This window comes from Staphylococcus sp. Marseille-Q5304 (assembly GCF_943737015.1).
Classification (GTDB): Bacteria; Bacillota; Bacilli; order Staphylococcales; family Staphylococcaceae; genus Staphylococcus; species Staphylococcus hsinchuensis.
The window spans coordinates 340,380-355,221 of record NZ_CALSFP010000001.1 but is presented as its reverse complement, the minus strand read 5'-3'; the positions used below and the strand labels follow the sequence as shown (position 1 = coordinate 355,221).

Here is a 14,842-nt window from a genome sequence, read left to right as displayed (position 1 = left end):
ACCAATATATTACATATTTTAAATAAAGGAGGTCATCCATATGACTAAAGAACAAAGATTAGCTGAAGATATTATCAAGGCAGTCGGTGGCATGGATAATATGGATAGTGTAATTAACTGTATGACGCGTGTCCGTATCAAAGTGCTAGATGAAGACAAAGTCAATTATGACAATCTCAAAAGCACTGAAGGGGTTATGGGAGTTGTTAAGGACGAGCGCATTCAAGTTGTTGTCGGCCCTGGAACTGTGAATAAAGTAGCCCAGCATATGTCTGATTTAAGTGGTGTTAAATTAGGCGAAACTATTCCTCATGATAAATCAGATTTCAAGACGAACGCTGAAGAACGAGCGAAGAAAAATAAAGCAGCAGTTAAAAGTAAGCAAAAAAATGGTAAGTTTAATCGTGTATTGAAAGTAATCGCCAATATATTCATTCCATTAATCCCCGCATTTATCGGTGCTGGATTAATTGGAGGTATTGGTGCTGTCTTAAGTAACTTATTAGCAGCTCACATGATTTCCGGAGCATGGGTCACTCAATTAGTTACCATTTTTAACGTAATTAAAGATGGGATGCTAGCCTATCTTGCTATTTTCACAGGTATTAATGCAGCCAAAGAATTTGGAGCTACACCAGGTTTAGGTGGTGTAATTGGTGGTACGACATTACTCACTGGACTCACTGAGAAGACAGCTATTACAAACATCTTCACTGGCGAACCTCTACAAGCCGGTCAAGGTGGTATTCTCGGAGTTATCTTTGCAGTATGGATTTTAAGTATGATTGAAAAGCGATTACACAAAATTGTGCCTAACGCGATTGATATCATCATTACCCCTACTATTTCACTATTAGTTACAGGTTTGATGACAATCTTCATATTTATGCCTATTGCTGGCTTTATCTCTGACGGTTTGGTTTCAGTAATTAATGGTATTATAAATATAGGTGGTATTTTTAGTGGTTTCATTATAGGCGCTTTCTTTTTACCACTTGTTATGGTAGGATTGCATCATATTTTCACACCAATTCATATCGAAATGATCAACCAATCAGGTGCGACGTACTTACTTCCGATTGCAGCGATGTCTGGCGCAGGTCAAGTAGGTGCCGCATTAGCACTATGGGTACGTTGTAAGAAAAACACTACTTTACGTAATACGATTAAAGGTGCTTTACCTATTGGTTTCTTAGGAATTGGTGAGCCATTAATCTACGGTGTAACATTACCATTAGGCAGACCTTTCATCACTGCATGTATTGGTGGAGGTATCGGTGGTGCTGTCATCGGAGGTATTGGACATATCGGAGCCAAAGCGATTGGCCCAAGCGGTGTTTCATTGTTACCACTTATCTCGGATAATATGTATCTAGGTTATATTGCAGGCTTACTTGCCGCTTATATAGGTGGTTTCATCTTCACTTATTTCTTAGGTACGACAAAAGATATGAGAGAAACTGATAGTTTAGGGGATTGATGATGACCAACGTTTTATACAAGATAGATAGCCAATATTCACAATTTACAAGAACTGAAAAGAAAATTGCAGATTTTATATTAAATGCACCACATAAGATTATAAATATGTCAGTTCAAGATTTATCTGAAAAAATAGATACGAGTACGGCTTCAATTGTACGTTTTAGTAGAAAAATTACAGGGCAAGGTTTCCAGGAATTAAAGATAGCCATTTCCCGTTATTTGCCTGAAGATACAATTAATAATAACCATATGGAATTAATGGTGAATGAATCTGTTGATGCGATTAAATCAAAAATGTTAACAAGAGCCAAAGATACGATGAATTTCGTATCAAACCAAATCAATAGTAAAAATATCGACGAAATTTGCGACATATTAAAACATAAACGTACTATTTTTCTATTTGGATATGGTGCTTCATTCATTATAGTCACGGACTTATTTCAAAAGCTATCTCGTGTAGGTCTGAACGTCCGATTATTACAGGAAACACATCTGTTTATGACGACATTAGCCACACATGACGAAAGAGATTGTATTATCTTCGTTACGAACCAAGGTAATCATAGCGAAATGATATCCATGGCAAGAGTTGCAAAGGATTATAATATTTCACTTATCACAATTTCGAGTGATGCAAACAATCCTATCACTCAAATTTCAGATCATACGTTAATCTATGGTCAAACTGATGAAAACGAATTGCGTATGGCAGCTACAACTTCTCTGTTTGCACAATTATTTACAGTTGATGTATTATATTATCGCTATATCGCATTAAATTATCAAACAGCACTCGATTCAATCACACAATCCAAAATGGCATTAGACAATTATCGTAAACATCTATCTACTATACGCTTCAAACATTAAATTTTGTATGAACGTCAAAACTATTCAGAATAAATATAAATACAAAACACTCAGTTAGTGATTTTTAATGAAATCAAAACTGAGTGTTTTTATTATAAAGAAAAAACGTACTGACTGTTAATAGCCAGTACGTTTTTTGAACTTATTGTAGTTAACGATTATTTAGCTGAGTTTCTGAAGAAGTCAAAGATGTTTTTCGCATCGTCAGTATCGTCGATGTTACCTTGGTATCTATCGCTACCAGGACCGAATGCGTAAGTATTTACGTCTTCACCAGTGTGACCGTTAGTAGTCCAACCAGTGTGTGATTCATCGTTAATTGGCTTTTGGATAGCGTCTTGTAATTTTTGTAATTCAGCTGCATAGTCTTTATCGTCTTCGTTGTATTTCTTAATGTTTTTAGCTTGTTTCTTAATTGCTTTCATATCATCTTTAGATAATTCGAAACCATAACCTTCGTTAATTACTTTCTCAGGATCTTTACCTTTAGCAATTTCTTGAGTCATGTAAGAACCAGAATGTTTCATTTTCTTGATTGCATCTGGGTTCCATTTGTAATCTTTACCTTTAGCGATTGAAAGACCACCAGTTGAATGGTCAGCTGTTGCTACAACTAATGTATCAGGATGTTGTTTAGCATAGTTCATTGCGTAGTCGAATGATTTTTCGAAACCTTGCATTTCTGACATTACACCAGTGATATCGTTAGGGTGACCTGATTTATCGATTGAAGCACCTTCTACCATTAAGAAGAAACCTTTATTATTTTGTTGTAAACGGTTGATTGCACTGTCAGTCATGTCTACTAATTTAGGGTTTTTAGCTGGTGCATCGATTTGTAATGGCATGTTCTCATCAGAGAATAAACCTAATACTTGGTTATTTTTAGAATTTTGTAATTGTGTTTTATTGTTTACGATGTCGTAACCGTCTTTTTTGAATTTATCAGTTAAGTTTCCGTTTTCTTTACCGAAGTATTTAGCTCCCCCACCAAGAAGAACGTCTACTTTATGTTGACCATTGATTGTATCATTGTAGAATTGTTGAGCGATTTCATCTTTTTTGTCACGGTCATCAACGTGTGCTGCATATGCTGCTGGTGTAGCATCTGTGATTTCAGCAGTTGAAACTAAACCAGTTGATTTACCGTTTTCTTTAGCTTGTTCTAATACTGTTTTAAGTTTTTGTTTGTTACCATCAACACCGATAGCACCGTTGTATGTTTTATGTCCTGAACTGAAAGCTGTTGCTCCCGCAGCTGAGTCAGTTACGTTTTCATCTGGATCATCAGGGTTTGTACGTTGTGTCCCTACTAAATAATCATCGAAAGCTGTTTTTTCCATTTCTTTCGTTTCTGGTTTATCTTTGAAGTAACGGTAAGCTGAATTATAAGAAGGTCCCATACCATCGCCAACCATGAAAATTACATTTTTAGGATTTTTAGTATTTCCCATGTAAGTTACGTCTGAATCATTCCCTGGTGCTTGACCACCTGCAGAAGCGTGAATTGTTTGAGCTCCACCAAATGCTGAACCTAATACGATTGCACTAGTTAAAGAAGCTGTTGCAAACTTTTTGTACATTTTCATTAATTAAAACCCCTTTATGTATTAATTATTACAAATAAAATTATAGTACATGAACGTTGAGGCAATTTTGTAATATAGTAAATTTTATGTAAACTGTAGATAATTTTAAAAATCAATCGTCTTTGTTATGTGTATCATCTAAAAAAATAGCTATAAACAATAGTACCTATAGGCACTACGTTTATAGCTAACTTACAAAATGTAATATTTAAGTGATCATTTAAATATAGACCTAATTATTTTAATATTTGTTCGTCTTTACTTAACTTATGATAGCCTTTTATGAAATAAAATGCTGTCATAAATAATAAAAATACAATTCCGATTATAACTGAAACGACAGTTTCTTTATTGAATAACATTCCAATTAGCACAATGATAAAGAAGATCATTGTCACAAGACTTGTCGCTCTTCCTCCAGGCATTTTAAACGGATGCCCTTCAATTTTTTCAGGATAATGCTTTCTAAATCTCATATGACTTATTAATATCATAAACCACGGCACCATTCCTGGTAAGATTGAAGCACTGTAAACATAGACGAAAATACTATCCGCACCTTTAATAAATAAAGGTAAAATCACATTTAATAATGCACCAATCAATATTCCGATTGAAATCGCTAATACTGTCCAAAGTGGTACACCATTTTTCATTACTTTCGTAAAGACTTTAGGTAGATGACCATTTTTAGATAGTGTTAACATCATACGACTTGCACTAAAGATACCTGAGTTACATCCTGACATGGCAGCTGTTAATACAACAAAGTTTATTAAACCAGCAGCGAATGTAATACCTACTTTGGCAAATGTCGCAACGAATGGACTACCAATATTACCTAAATCATTCCAAGGATAGACGGTTACAATGACGAATATTGCTCCGATATAGAAGATTAATATACGCCAGATAACACCGTTGACTGCACTTTTAATATTTTTTTGAGGATCTTTTGTTTCACCGGCAGTGATACCGATCAATTCAACCCCTTGATATGAACCAATTACAATTGATAATGCAAAGAAGAAACCTAACCATCCGTGTGGCATAAACCCACCATGTGACCATAAGTTCGATAATCCAATTGGGTTACCGCCATTACCGAAACCAAAGAAGATTAATCCAATACCAGCGATAATCATTAAGATAATTGTTACAACTTTGATCATTGCAAACCAAAATTCAAATTCGCCGAAAGCTTTAACTGAAACTAAGTTAGCTCCAGCTAATAACAGCACGACAATAACACCTGGGATCCACTGTGGTAAATGTGGGAACCAGAAATTCATATATTCACCGACGGCTATAACTTCACTCATTCCAACGACAACCCATTGGAATATATTACTCCATGCTGTTAAATAGCCTGCGACTGGATGTATGTAATCTCCTGCGAAATTAGCAAATGATCCTGAAGTAGGTGTTAAATAAACCATTTCTCCCATTGCTCTCATAACTAAAAATATAAATAAACCTGCAATTAAATATGCAAAAATTACTGAAGGCCCTGTCCATTTAATTGTACTTGTTGCACCCATAAACAGACCGACACCAATTGTTCCACCCAATGCAATCATTCGCATTTGGCGAGCACTGAGTCCCCTTTGTAACTCATTATTATCATTCATTTTATAAACCCCATCTCTTTCTTATATCAGTCCATATTCATTAATCACTTGTCATGTCGTTATTATACTATAAATCTTTAAAATTTAAACAATTTTTTGAAAAATGTAAACGATTACATGTACAATTGTATTTCCTATTTAAACAAATCGTCATATTTGAATAAAATTTTTATGTATTTTTACTTTTTAATGGTTAATTTAGTCATTCGTTATTGACCCTTCATAAAAGTCTTACAGCGCACTAGTAATGAAATAGTTCCATTCGTTCAACTACAAAAATATAATGTCTATGTATGATTATGATATAATCTATATAAGATTTACTTAAGGAGTTATTTATGAATAAAACTTTAACCCAACGAACAGTTATACTTTCAATTCTGTTTGGCTTATTCTTTTGTATATTTAGTTACTTTAGTGAGAGTCACGCCTCTATCGGTAACGTCATACTTAGAGGAATCATAGCCACAATTGTCTTTGCGTTGTTATATTACACTTTATTTTCAATATTAAATTCGCCAGAGCGTAAATATAAATTTGGAATTACGATCCCTATTTGCCTATTGCTAGCAATATTACTTACTGCAATTTTTTCAGCTATAAAAGTTGGTATCATTGTAGGACTTATTATCGGTGTGCTTGCTGGTTATATATGGGAATGGATAGAGAAACGCAAATCAGGTGGTGATCGACAATGAATATGGTCATAGGTCTTATATTAATCGTGTTATTAATATTGAGTATAATTCCAAACTTCAAAAAGTACCAACAAGCTAAAGCGAACGGTGAAAAAACAACACGTTTTGCAATTATGTTTGGGATAGATACTATTTTACTTATATTAATCTTAATCGCGTTATTCTATAAATAGATTGAATATCATAATGAGTTTGGAGGCAGTAATAAACGTGCCTCCAAACTCATTTTTTGTAAAAAATATAATGGCTCCTTTTGCCTCATTACTTTTAGTAAAATCTTTTCAATACCAAATAATAAACTAAACCAGCAAACACAAGATACGCCATTGTCTCTATTAAAAAATAATTAAATTGAGATTGAATGGTTTTATTTTTATCAAATTTCGGTCCTAACCATAATTTACTTATTGCTAAAATCAATGGTCCACTTAAGAAGAATAAAATAATATATCCATTCATAAATGATTAACTCCCACTTTTTTCAAAATACTTCTCGATCATTTCATCTGCTGATAAATCTTTATCTGTATACGCAATTGAACTAAAGTCTTGTTTAGCTGTTATCTCGTTTGTATTAATGATGACATCTAATCCTGCATTTATTGCAGCAGTAGCTCCATTGACTGAATCCTCAATTGCTAAACAGTTAACTGGATTGAAATTCAAACTTTGAACGGCAGTTAAATATGGATCCGGTTCTGGTTTGATCGCATCTACATCTTCTCTACCGATGACTACCTCTATATACTCATCTAAATTCAAACGATTAAATATAGGCATAATATCTTTACGATAACTACTCGTCGCAATGGCCATCGGTATATGACGCTTTTTACAAAATGCCATTAACTTTTGGATATCCTCATTTATCGGTAAAAACTCACTTGATTGATGATGTTCTTTATATATTTCCTCTTTTCTTTCTGTACCAAGTTGTTCCTCTAAATATGTATGTAATTGCGTTGCAGCTCCTCCGATTGATTGTTTATAGAAATCTAATGATATCACTGGTTTATTGTATTGCTGTAAATGATGATTGATTGTATCAAATAAATGTTGTTCAGTATCAACAATCGTACCATCAAAATCAAATATAACTGCTCTATACATGTCTCATCCTCCTTTATAGCATTATTTAACTGCTTATCTTTCATTGTATATGAATAATAGAGTCTGAGACAGAAATAGGTGTCTCAGACTCTTTGTAAATTTAGTAGGACTTTGAAATCTTTATTAGAAAGTTCAATTTCTATCCCACTCCCAAAAACATATATCTAACATTTCGCTTAAATTATCGTTTATTCCAATATTTCGCTAATATCGGTCCACTAATATTGTGCACTAAACTAAATACTGCGCCAGGCACAGCTGCTAATGGACTAAAATGTACAGTAGCTAGCGACACTGCTAAGCCAGAATTTTGCATACCTACCTCTATTGAAACAGCCTTTTTATCAGGGCGTTTAAGTTTGAAGACTTTCGCTAAAGTATATCCTAACGTATACCCTACTACATTATGTAGCACCACGACTACAAATATAAGTAAACCTGTTTCTAAAATCTGTGATTTGCTTCCACCTACTACAGACGCCAATATGAGTGAGATAGAAACAACTGAGACAATAGGTAAAACATGTGCCGTTTTTTCTGCTAAGTTTCGGAAGAGTTTCTGTAAAATTAATCCTAGTAAAATTGGAATCAATATAACTTGTACCACTGACCAAAACACACTCATAAATGACACATGCAACCACTGATGTGCAAATAAATAAATTAAAAATGGTGTGATAAACGGTGCTAGCAACGTAGAAACACTCGTTATTGCTACAGACAAAGCCACATTAGCATTTGCTAAATAACTCATCACATTACTCGATGTCCCACCTGGACAACATCCAACAAGTATTACTCCTATCGCAACTTCTGCAGGTAAATGGAAGAGTTTCGCTATTAAATACGCAGCGATAGGCATAATTGTATACTGTAAGATCACCCCTATTATGACTGCGCGGGGTGCTTGAAAAACAATTTTGAAATCTTGTGGTTTGATGGTTAACCCCATTCCGAGCATAACGATTCCAAGTAAATACGGAACCCATCCACTTAATTTGGCAAGCTCATTTGGAAACACAAAACCAATAAATGCTGCAACTAACATCCATACTAAAAATGTATTAGTTGCAAAACGACTTACTTTTCTTAACATCTTTCCCCCTCATTTCTTCTATATATCTATAAAGGGAAATGTATCACACTTTAATAGCAGAAACAATATAGTTTTCTAAATATTCTAACACTTAATTGCGAAAATTAAATTATTTTAACTTAGTTCCAAAGACCTAGTGTATTCTTACAAAAACAGTGCTACAATTTAAAGTAAATTAACAAATATTTTCAAATATTGGTTATATAATCATTTTTAAGCCTTGGGAAGCTTTTAAATTCGCATAACCAATGTTATCAGTTGGGAAATTACGAACTTTCATTAAACGGACGGAGGTATACCATGATTTTAGATAAAAAAGAAAGTTTTTTATTGAATATTGGGGGACTTCATCAAAGAACTACTCGAAAAAAACTTATTAAATTACTCAAACATACACATTTTTGTAAGTCTTTGAACTTTTCGATATATAAATCGAAACAAATTTATGCATTAGAGTTAAACTTACCAAAACGACAATTACCGTATATGATTACTTATTTAAGCTTCCATAATTATGCTATTTATCAAATTTTAGATAAATGTGACAATCAAGAACTCATTGACACACAACAATTATTAGTGTCTACAAAACGTTTTGTTGTTAATATTGATGGACTCATCGACCCATTTATTAAAGATAAAGTAATCGATATTACGAATTACATTAAAAACACAGAAGATTTAAGATATACTTTCAATAAGAATAAACTTTTTGTCTCTTGTACATCTTCAACTTTTTCTAAACTTATCTATCAAATTGCCACACATAATATTGATATCCACGGTGCAAAGTGCAATCCAAATTATATTAATAATGCAAGAACTTCATAGTATTTATATTTTTCATAAGTAATTTTCAACACAAAATTCTTTCTATATTGATTTAAGTAGGCCATTAACTTGTCAATCGTATTATAACGTTATTTCTTTAATTTTGTAGTATGTAGCCGTATATCTATTAAAGTTAAAGAGACCAAGTTATACATGTTAGAAAAAGCCACCTCAAAAGATGAATTTAATCTTTTGAGGTGGCTTTCTTGTTATAAAGGTCAACACTGTTATATCCCAATCCCTTTGCTATATATACATATGCTGTTATTTATATATCATTTTATACAAATGAGCTGTTCATTACATATTATTTTCAAAGTCTTCTAAAACAACTTGTAATTTATCAAAAAGTGTTTCAAAACCATGAGCGGTAGAGTCGTGGTATTCCTTTTTCTTTTGCTTATATTCTAATGTCGTAAGTCTTCTTTCTTTGGGTACATAAGCATTATAATTAAAGACCATTTGTGTGATACCTGGTTCTCGTTCAAATATTTCTACATTAATTTGATCTTCTGAATCACTATATTCAGGCATGCTTACAGTCATCACGATATACTCAAATGGTGTTAATGTTTGGTATTGACCTGTTATTATATTTTGCTTTCCTTTATAAACATCGACAATCTTATATTCGCCACCCTGTTTAGGCTCTACATGTATTAATTTGTTTGTTCTTTCTGAGGTCATGAACCATTGTTTTAAGAAACGTTGATCTGTCCATGCTTGATATAATAATGCGGGCTCGACTTTAAATAAACGTTCGAGTTCAATCTCAACATTTTCATTTTCTACATTATATTTAGCCACTCTCGTTCACCTACTTTCACTCTTAAGTACATTCTAACTGATTCTATATCTTTTCTAAACAAAAATACTATAATTCAAACCTTTACTCTTGATTCTTTCTCAGTTTCGACAAAATTAGTATTGAAAATTGTTATTTTAGCTTTAAAAAATTTATATTACTCAGTATTCGTTTCAAGTTATATAGGTTACGTTTTTTTTAATCGCGGTAATCCAAATAGAATTGCAACTAAACCTGAGAGGCCTAATATAATTGGATATATGGAATAAGGCACCAGTTCAAATGGTGATATTGATGCGACACCTGCTGCTGCGATAAGTTGGGGGCTGTAAGGTACTAGTCCTTGGAAACAACTACCGAACATATCTAAAATACTAGCAGATTTACGTGGGTCTACATCATACTCTTCTGAGATTTCTTTGGCCAATGGACCTGCCATTAATATTGAAATTGTATTATTTGCTGTAGAAAGATCTGCAACACTGACCAAACTTGCTATACCAAGTTCAGCACCACGTTTCGATTTCACTCTACGTCGTACAAAATTTAATAGCCAAGTTATACCACCGTTATGTTCAATTAACGCCACCAGTCCGCCAATGAGTAAAGCGATAATCGCAATATCTTCCATTCCGATGATACCTTTGGAAATAGCTGACAGTAATCCTTTCCAACCAAATGACCCATCGACTAACCCTATAATTGCTGATAAAGCAATACCACCGATAAGGACAATAATTACGTTGACCCCTACAAGTGCCAGGATAAGTACAAATAAGTATGGAATAACTTTAATGATATTATAAGCATAATCTTTAGATGCATCGACGTGTACACCGTTCGTCAATAACCAAAGTATTAAAATTGTTAGTAAGGCTCCTGGTAATACTATTTTAATATTGACCTTAAATTTATCGCTCATTTTCGTATTCTGAGTTCTTACCGCTGCAATAGTTGTATCGGAAATCATCGATAAATTATCACCAAACATTGCGCCTCCGACTACAGTCGCCATAGCTAAAGCTGCCGAAACATCTGTAGCCTGACTCAAACCAAAACCAACTGGTGCAATCGCAGCTACAGTTCCCACTGAAGTCCCCATCGAGATTGAAATAAACATACAAATCACAAATAAACCTACGATTAATAAGTTTTCAGGAATCAGTGATAAACCTAAATTAACAGTCGATTTAACGCCGCCCATGTTCTCGGTCGTTTTGGAAAATGCGCCAGCTAATAAAAAGATTACCATCATGAGTACAATATTCGAATGACCTGCGCCTTTTGTGAAAATTTCAATCTTATTTTGGAATGATTCTTTACGATTTAAAAACAAATCAAACAATGAAGCAACTAAAATAGCTACGTTGAGTGGCATTGTAGAAAAATCACCAGTAATTATCCCAACACCTAAAAACATACCGATAAACACAATTAAGGGAAGTAATGCCTTTGCGCTACCTTTATTTGTTTGAACCATGATTTACCTACTTTCTTTCTATCAAATATAATTATTTTAATTTTTAAACTAAAAAAACTCTTTTCTTATAATAATTAGAAGAAAAGAGTTAACGATTCACATATCATCTTATCTTCTAGCATAAATCAATTATGCTACTGGAATTGGCACATTTAACATGTTGCCGAAGCTTCTTAGGGCCAGTCCCTCCACTTCTCTTGATAAGTTATTAATTTATTACATTACACTACATGATTGAGAGTCATTCGTCAATCTTATTCACGGAAAATTATTGAACGCCTCTATATTTTATATTACCAACTTATTTTACATGTAAAAACATACATAGATTTTATTCAGTTGGTCGTTCTAATGAAAATGTTTTTCCAGTTAACGCATAATTATTACCAGCTAAACGTGAAACTGGATTGAGGTTTGAGGCATCAATTTTACTATCTTCAATATATACGTCGTCGTCGATATGGTACATCACAATCTCACCAATAATGAGATCAGCACCATTTTTAGAGTCACCAAGTGGAATGATTTGATCTAACTTACATTCCATACGTACTTTTGCTTGTGCTACACCTGGCACTTTCACTTCATCTGAAGCGATGGTAGTAAACGCTGTACGTGCTAACTCATTAGCTTTTCTCTCTAAAGGTGCAGCAGTGCGATTAATGTGTTCTACATTGTTTTCATCAGTAATATGCAGTACAAATTCTCCTGTTTCTTCGATATTCAATGAAGTATCTTTACGTTGACCTTCACTACGTGTCGCAGAAAACATAATCATTGGTGGTTCGCTGTTAACCCCATTAAAAAAACTAAATGGTGCAGCATTCAATATACCTTCTTTATTTTGTGAAGTAACGAATGCGATGGGTCTCGGTATGATGCTACCCGTTAACAATTTATAATTTTGTACCTTTGAAATCGTTGACGCATCTATTTTTTTCATAATTTATCACGTAACCTTTCATTAGCAAAAAATAATATAACAAAGTTAGGACACCTTTAATTTGTTGTGTACTCGCTTTATTTGTTTACATTTACAAAATTGTGCTACGAAATATTACTTAAGATATCCTAACCTTTGTGTATATTTTTAGTCGATTTGGGTACCACCAGTTACACCATAAACTTGGCCTGTTGTATAACTAGATTCTTCAGCCGCTAAGTGTACATAAACACCTGCAAGTTCTACTGGCTGACCTGCACGACCGAGTACTTCTTTTTGTCCAAACTCAGGAATTTTAGACTGGGGTTGTCCACCTGAAATTTGTAATGGTGACCAGAATGGACCTGGAGCAACACAATTCACTCTGATACCTTGTGCTCCTAATTCTTCAGACAAGCTTTTAGTGAGTGAAATGATAGCCGCTTTCGTCGCTGCGTAATCATGTAAGATTGGGCTTGGATTATAACCTTGAACAGATGACGTTAAAGTAATCGTTGCCCCTGCTTCAAAGTAATCTAACGCTTTTTGTACTGTCCAAAAGATTGGATAAACATTAGTTTCAAATGTTTCAGTAAATGATGCCGTATCGAAACCGCGAATATCATCTCTGTATTGTTGATGCCCCGCCACTAGCGTTACATTATCTAAGCCACCTAATTGCTTATGTGCTTGTTCAACGAGATCGTAGTTAAATTGTTCATCACGTAAGTCACCAGGAATTAAGACTGCTTTACGTCCAGCTTCTTCAATGACTTGCTTGACTTCTTCAGCATCTTCTTGTTCTGCTGGAAGATAGTTAATCGCCACATCTGCACCTTCTTTAGCATATGCGATGGCAGCAGCACGGCCTATTGATGAATCTCCGCCTGTTACAAGCATTTTATAATCTTTAAGACGTCCATGTCCTTCATATGAAGTTTCACCACAATCCGGTTTAGGATCTAGTTCTTTCTGTAGTCCTGGTACCGGTTGTTCTTGTTTTGGAAAATCTGCGCTTGAAAATTTATTTCTTGGATCTTGTGCACCCATATACAATCACTCCTTAAATATTGACTTATTTAGTCTGTACCCATGTGAAATAAATCTTATGCATTATTACGATTCTTCAGTTTCACCGTTCAATAATTGTTGAACAAATGTAATAAAATATTGTGGAGCCTTTTCTAATATGCGCTCGTCAGGATCAAACTTCGGATGATGTAAATCATATTTACTGTTTGATCCTATGAACGCAAAGACACTCGGGTATTGCTGTGAATATCCAGCAAAATCTTCGCCAATCGTCAGCGGTTCTTGCATCAATTTCACGTCATAGTCTAATTGTTTCGCTACTTTAATCGCTTCTTGCGTCAGTTGTTCATCGTTTACAACTGCACCTGGTAAATGTTGATATCGTGTCTCTACTTCTAAATCGAATGTCGTTTCAATCCCTTTACCTATCGCATGTAGGCGTGATTCAATTCGTTCGCGAACCTTTGAATCAAATGTTCTAACAGTACCTTGTACGTATGCTTGATCAGCAATGACATTCCATGTATTACCAGAAGATACTTCTCCTATTGTAACTACTGCATTATCAAATGCCGATAAATTTCTACTTACAATAGATTGAACGCTGTTGATCAGTTGTCCTAGTGCCACGACTGGATCATTCCCTTGTTCAGGTTTTGCAGCATGTGCACCTTTACCTTGGATTTTATATTCAAATCGATCTACAGCTGATGTTAATACGCCTGATTTAATTGCGAATTCATTAATATTCATTGAAGGATAATTATGAAAGCCTAAGACAGCTTTTGCTCCATCTATTGCTTTCGTTTCAGTAATTGAAAATGCTCCATGACCTAGTTCTTCAGCTGGTTGGAAAATAATACGTACACGTCCATCTAATTCTTGTTCTATCTCTTTTAAACCAGTGGCCACCCCTAAAATACTAGCCATATGAATGTCATGACCACACGCATGCATCACACCATCATTTGTTGAAGTAAATTCATGCACGACTTGCTCATGTATTGGTAAAGCATCGATGTCCGTTCTTACAGCAACAAAATCATCACCTTGGCCTACCTCTGCGACAAGGCCTGTTTCTAAAGGTAAATCTAATATTTTAATATCATAAGATTCTAGTATACGTTTCAAACGTTTAGTTGTTTCATATTCATACTCAGATAACTCTGGGAATTGATGAAACGTTCTTCTCCATTGCACATAATCTTCATATTTAGGCATACATTGCCACGACCTTTCTCTATTTTCATTAATCCAATTAAGATAGATGACTAAACATTTTACACTTTT

At 34.2% G+C, this 14,842-nt stretch carries 15 protein-coding genes and 1 riboswitch; of the genes, 5 read left to right on the top strand and 10 right to left on the bottom strand.

Going from position 1 to position 14,842, the window contains the following annotated elements; translation table 11 throughout:
* The first annotated feature begins 40 nt into the window (after positions 1-40).
* Complete coding sequence (locus NGI30_RS01605; protein ID WP_251517830.1) at positions 41-1,480, top strand: PTS transporter subunit EIIC; 1,440 nt, start codon at positions 41-43, stop codon at positions 1,478-1,480.
* A 2-nt stretch (positions 1,481-1,482) separates the two neighbouring features.
* A complete protein-coding gene (locus NGI30_RS01600; protein ID WP_251517827.1) occupies positions 1,483-2,358 on the top strand; it encodes a MurR/RpiR family transcriptional regulator in 876 nt (291 codons plus the stop codon).
* Between the two features lie 158 nt (positions 2,359-2,516).
* On the opposite strand, the gene NGI30_RS01595 is transcribed toward NGI30_RS01600, so the two are convergent.
* Complete coding sequence (locus NGI30_RS01595) at positions 2,517-3,947, bottom strand: alkaline phosphatase (protein WP_251942533.1); 1,431 nt, start codon at positions 3,945-3,947, stop codon at positions 2,517-2,519.
* Positions 3,948-4,183: 236 nt separating this feature from the next.
* The gene (locus tag NGI30_RS01590) at positions 4,184-5,578 is read right to left on the bottom strand and encodes an amino acid permease (RefSeq protein WP_251517821.1); all 1,395 of its coding nucleotides are present in this window, start codon (positions 5,576-5,578) and stop codon (positions 4,184-4,186) included.
* 338 nt (positions 5,579-5,916) lie between these two features.
* Between NGI30_RS01590 and NGI30_RS01585 the strand changes: the two genes are divergently transcribed.
* Positions 5,917-6,276, top strand: coding sequence for a hypothetical protein (locus NGI30_RS01585; RefSeq protein ID WP_251517818.1), 360 nt, complete (start codon positions 5,917-5,919; stop codon positions 6,274-6,276).
* A complete protein-coding gene (locus NGI30_RS01580; protein WP_251517814.1) occupies positions 6,273-6,449 on the top strand; it encodes a hypothetical protein in 177 nt (58 codons plus the stop codon). Before NGI30_RS01585 ends, NGI30_RS01580 begins: the two co-directional genes overlap by 4 nt.
* A gap of 94 nt (positions 6,450-6,543) precedes the next feature.
* Here the strand turns inward: NGI30_RS01580 and NGI30_RS01575 are convergent, their stop codons facing one another.
* The 3 genes from NGI30_RS01575 to NGI30_RS01565 all read right to left on the bottom strand — a co-directional run bounded on the left by NGI30_RS01575 (position 6,544) and on the right by NGI30_RS01565 (position 8,482).
* Positions 6,544-6,735 carry a hypothetical protein gene (locus tag NGI30_RS01575; protein WP_251517811.1) on the bottom strand — a complete coding sequence of 64 codons (192 nt, stop codon included), beginning with the start codon at positions 6,733-6,735 and terminating at the stop codon, positions 6,544-6,546.
* Positions 6,736-6,741: 6 nt separating this feature from the next.
* The gene (locus tag NGI30_RS01570; RefSeq protein ID WP_251517808.1) at positions 6,742-7,386 is read right to left on the bottom strand and encodes an HAD family hydrolase; all 645 of its coding nucleotides are present in this window, start codon (positions 7,384-7,386) and stop codon (positions 6,742-6,744) included.
* 181 nt (positions 7,387-7,567) lie between these two features.
* Positions 7,568-8,482, bottom strand: a complete 915-nt coding sequence (locus NGI30_RS01565) for a bile acid:sodium symporter family protein (RefSeq protein ID WP_251942531.1) — start codon at positions 8,480-8,482, stop codon at positions 7,568-7,570.
* A 300-nt stretch (positions 8,483-8,782) separates the two neighbouring features.
* On the opposite strand from NGI30_RS01565, the gene NGI30_RS01560 reads away from it, so the two are divergent.
* Positions 8,783-9,313, top strand: a complete 531-nt coding sequence (locus NGI30_RS01560; RefSeq protein ID WP_251942529.1) for a hypothetical protein — start codon at positions 8,783-8,785, stop codon at positions 9,311-9,313.
* Between the two features lie 300 nt (positions 9,314-9,613).
* On the opposite strand, the gene NGI30_RS01555 is transcribed toward NGI30_RS01560, so the two are convergent.
* From NGI30_RS01555 to NGI30_RS01535, 5 genes are all read right to left on the bottom strand, one after another.
* Positions 9,614-10,120, bottom strand: coding sequence for an SRPBCC family protein (locus tag NGI30_RS01555; protein WP_251517800.1), 507 nt, complete (start codon positions 10,118-10,120; stop codon positions 9,614-9,616).
* Positions 10,121-10,305: 185 nt separating this feature from the next.
* Entirely contained in the window at positions 10,306-11,598 is a 1,293-nt protein-coding gene (locus NGI30_RS01550; RefSeq protein WP_251942527.1) for a Na+/H+ antiporter NhaC family protein, read from the bottom strand.
* Positions 11,599-11,703: 105 nt separating this feature from the next.
* Positions 11,704-11,805: riboswitch (SAM riboswitch) on the bottom strand.
* Positions 11,806-11,929: 124 nt separating this feature from the next.
* Complete coding sequence (locus tag NGI30_RS01545; protein ID WP_251517795.1) at positions 11,930-12,541, bottom strand: flavin reductase family protein; 612 nt, start codon at positions 12,539-12,541, stop codon at positions 11,930-11,932.
* Positions 12,542-12,688: 147 nt separating this feature from the next.
* Positions 12,689-13,570, bottom strand: a complete 882-nt coding sequence (locus tag NGI30_RS01540; protein WP_251517792.1) for an SDR family oxidoreductase — start codon at positions 13,568-13,570, stop codon at positions 12,689-12,691.
* A 66-nt stretch (positions 13,571-13,636) separates the two neighbouring features.
* Positions 13,637-14,773, bottom strand: a complete 1,137-nt coding sequence (locus NGI30_RS01535; RefSeq protein ID WP_251517788.1) for an amidohydrolase — start codon at positions 14,771-14,773, stop codon at positions 13,637-13,639.
* Positions 14,774-14,842: the final 69 nt, after the last annotated feature.

Excerpts from the sequence above, each read along its gene's own strand:
- NGI30_RS01580 (WP_251517814.1), top strand. The coding sequence starts at position 6,273 with ATGAATATGGTCATAGGTCTTATATTAATCGTGTTATTAATATTGAGT.
- NGI30_RS01540 (WP_251517792.1), bottom strand. The coding sequence starts at position 13,570 with ATGGGTGCACAAGATCCAAGAAATAAATTTTCAAGCGCAGATTTTCCA.
- NGI30_RS01585 (WP_251517818.1), top strand. The coding sequence starts at position 5,917 with ATGAATAAAACTTTAACCCAACGAACAGTTATACTTTCAATTCTGTTT.
- NGI30_RS01565 (WP_251942531.1), bottom strand. The coding sequence starts at position 8,482 with ATGTTAAGAAAAGTAAGTCGTTTTGCAACTAATACATTTTTAGTATGG.
- NGI30_RS01590 (WP_251517821.1), bottom strand. The coding sequence starts at position 5,578 with ATGAATGATAATAATGAGTTACAAAGGGGACTCAGTGCTCGCCAAATG.
- NGI30_RS01535 (WP_251517788.1), bottom strand. The coding sequence starts at position 14,773 with ATGCCTAAATATGAAGATTATGTGCAATGGAGAAGAACGTTTCATCAA.
- NGI30_RS01560 (WP_251942529.1), top strand. The coding sequence starts at position 8,783 with ATGATTTTAGATAAAAAAGAAAGTTTTTTATTGAATATTGGGGGACTT.
- NGI30_RS01570 (WP_251517808.1), bottom strand. The coding sequence starts at position 7,386 with ATGTATAGAGCAGTTATATTTGATTTTGATGGTACGATTGTTGATACT.
- NGI30_RS01595 (WP_251942533.1), bottom strand. The coding sequence starts at position 3,947 with ATGAAAATGTACAAAAAGTTTGCAACAGCTTCTTTAACTAGTGCAATC.
- NGI30_RS01605 (WP_251517830.1), top strand. The coding sequence starts at position 41 with ATGACTAAAGAACAAAGATTAGCTGAAGATATTATCAAGGCAGTCGGT.
- NGI30_RS01545 (WP_251517795.1), bottom strand. The coding sequence starts at position 12,541 with ATGAAAAAAATAGATGCGTCAACGATTTCAAAGGTACAAAATTATAAA.
- NGI30_RS01575 (WP_251517811.1), bottom strand. The coding sequence starts at position 6,735 with ATGAATGGATATATTATTTTATTCTTCTTAAGTGGACCATTGATTTTA.
- NGI30_RS01550 (WP_251942527.1), bottom strand. The coding sequence starts at position 11,598 with ATGGTTCAAACAAATAAAGGTAGCGCAAAGGCATTACTTCCCTTAATT.
- NGI30_RS01600 (WP_251517827.1), top strand. The coding sequence starts at position 1,483 with ATGACCAACGTTTTATACAAGATAGATAGCCAATATTCACAATTTACA.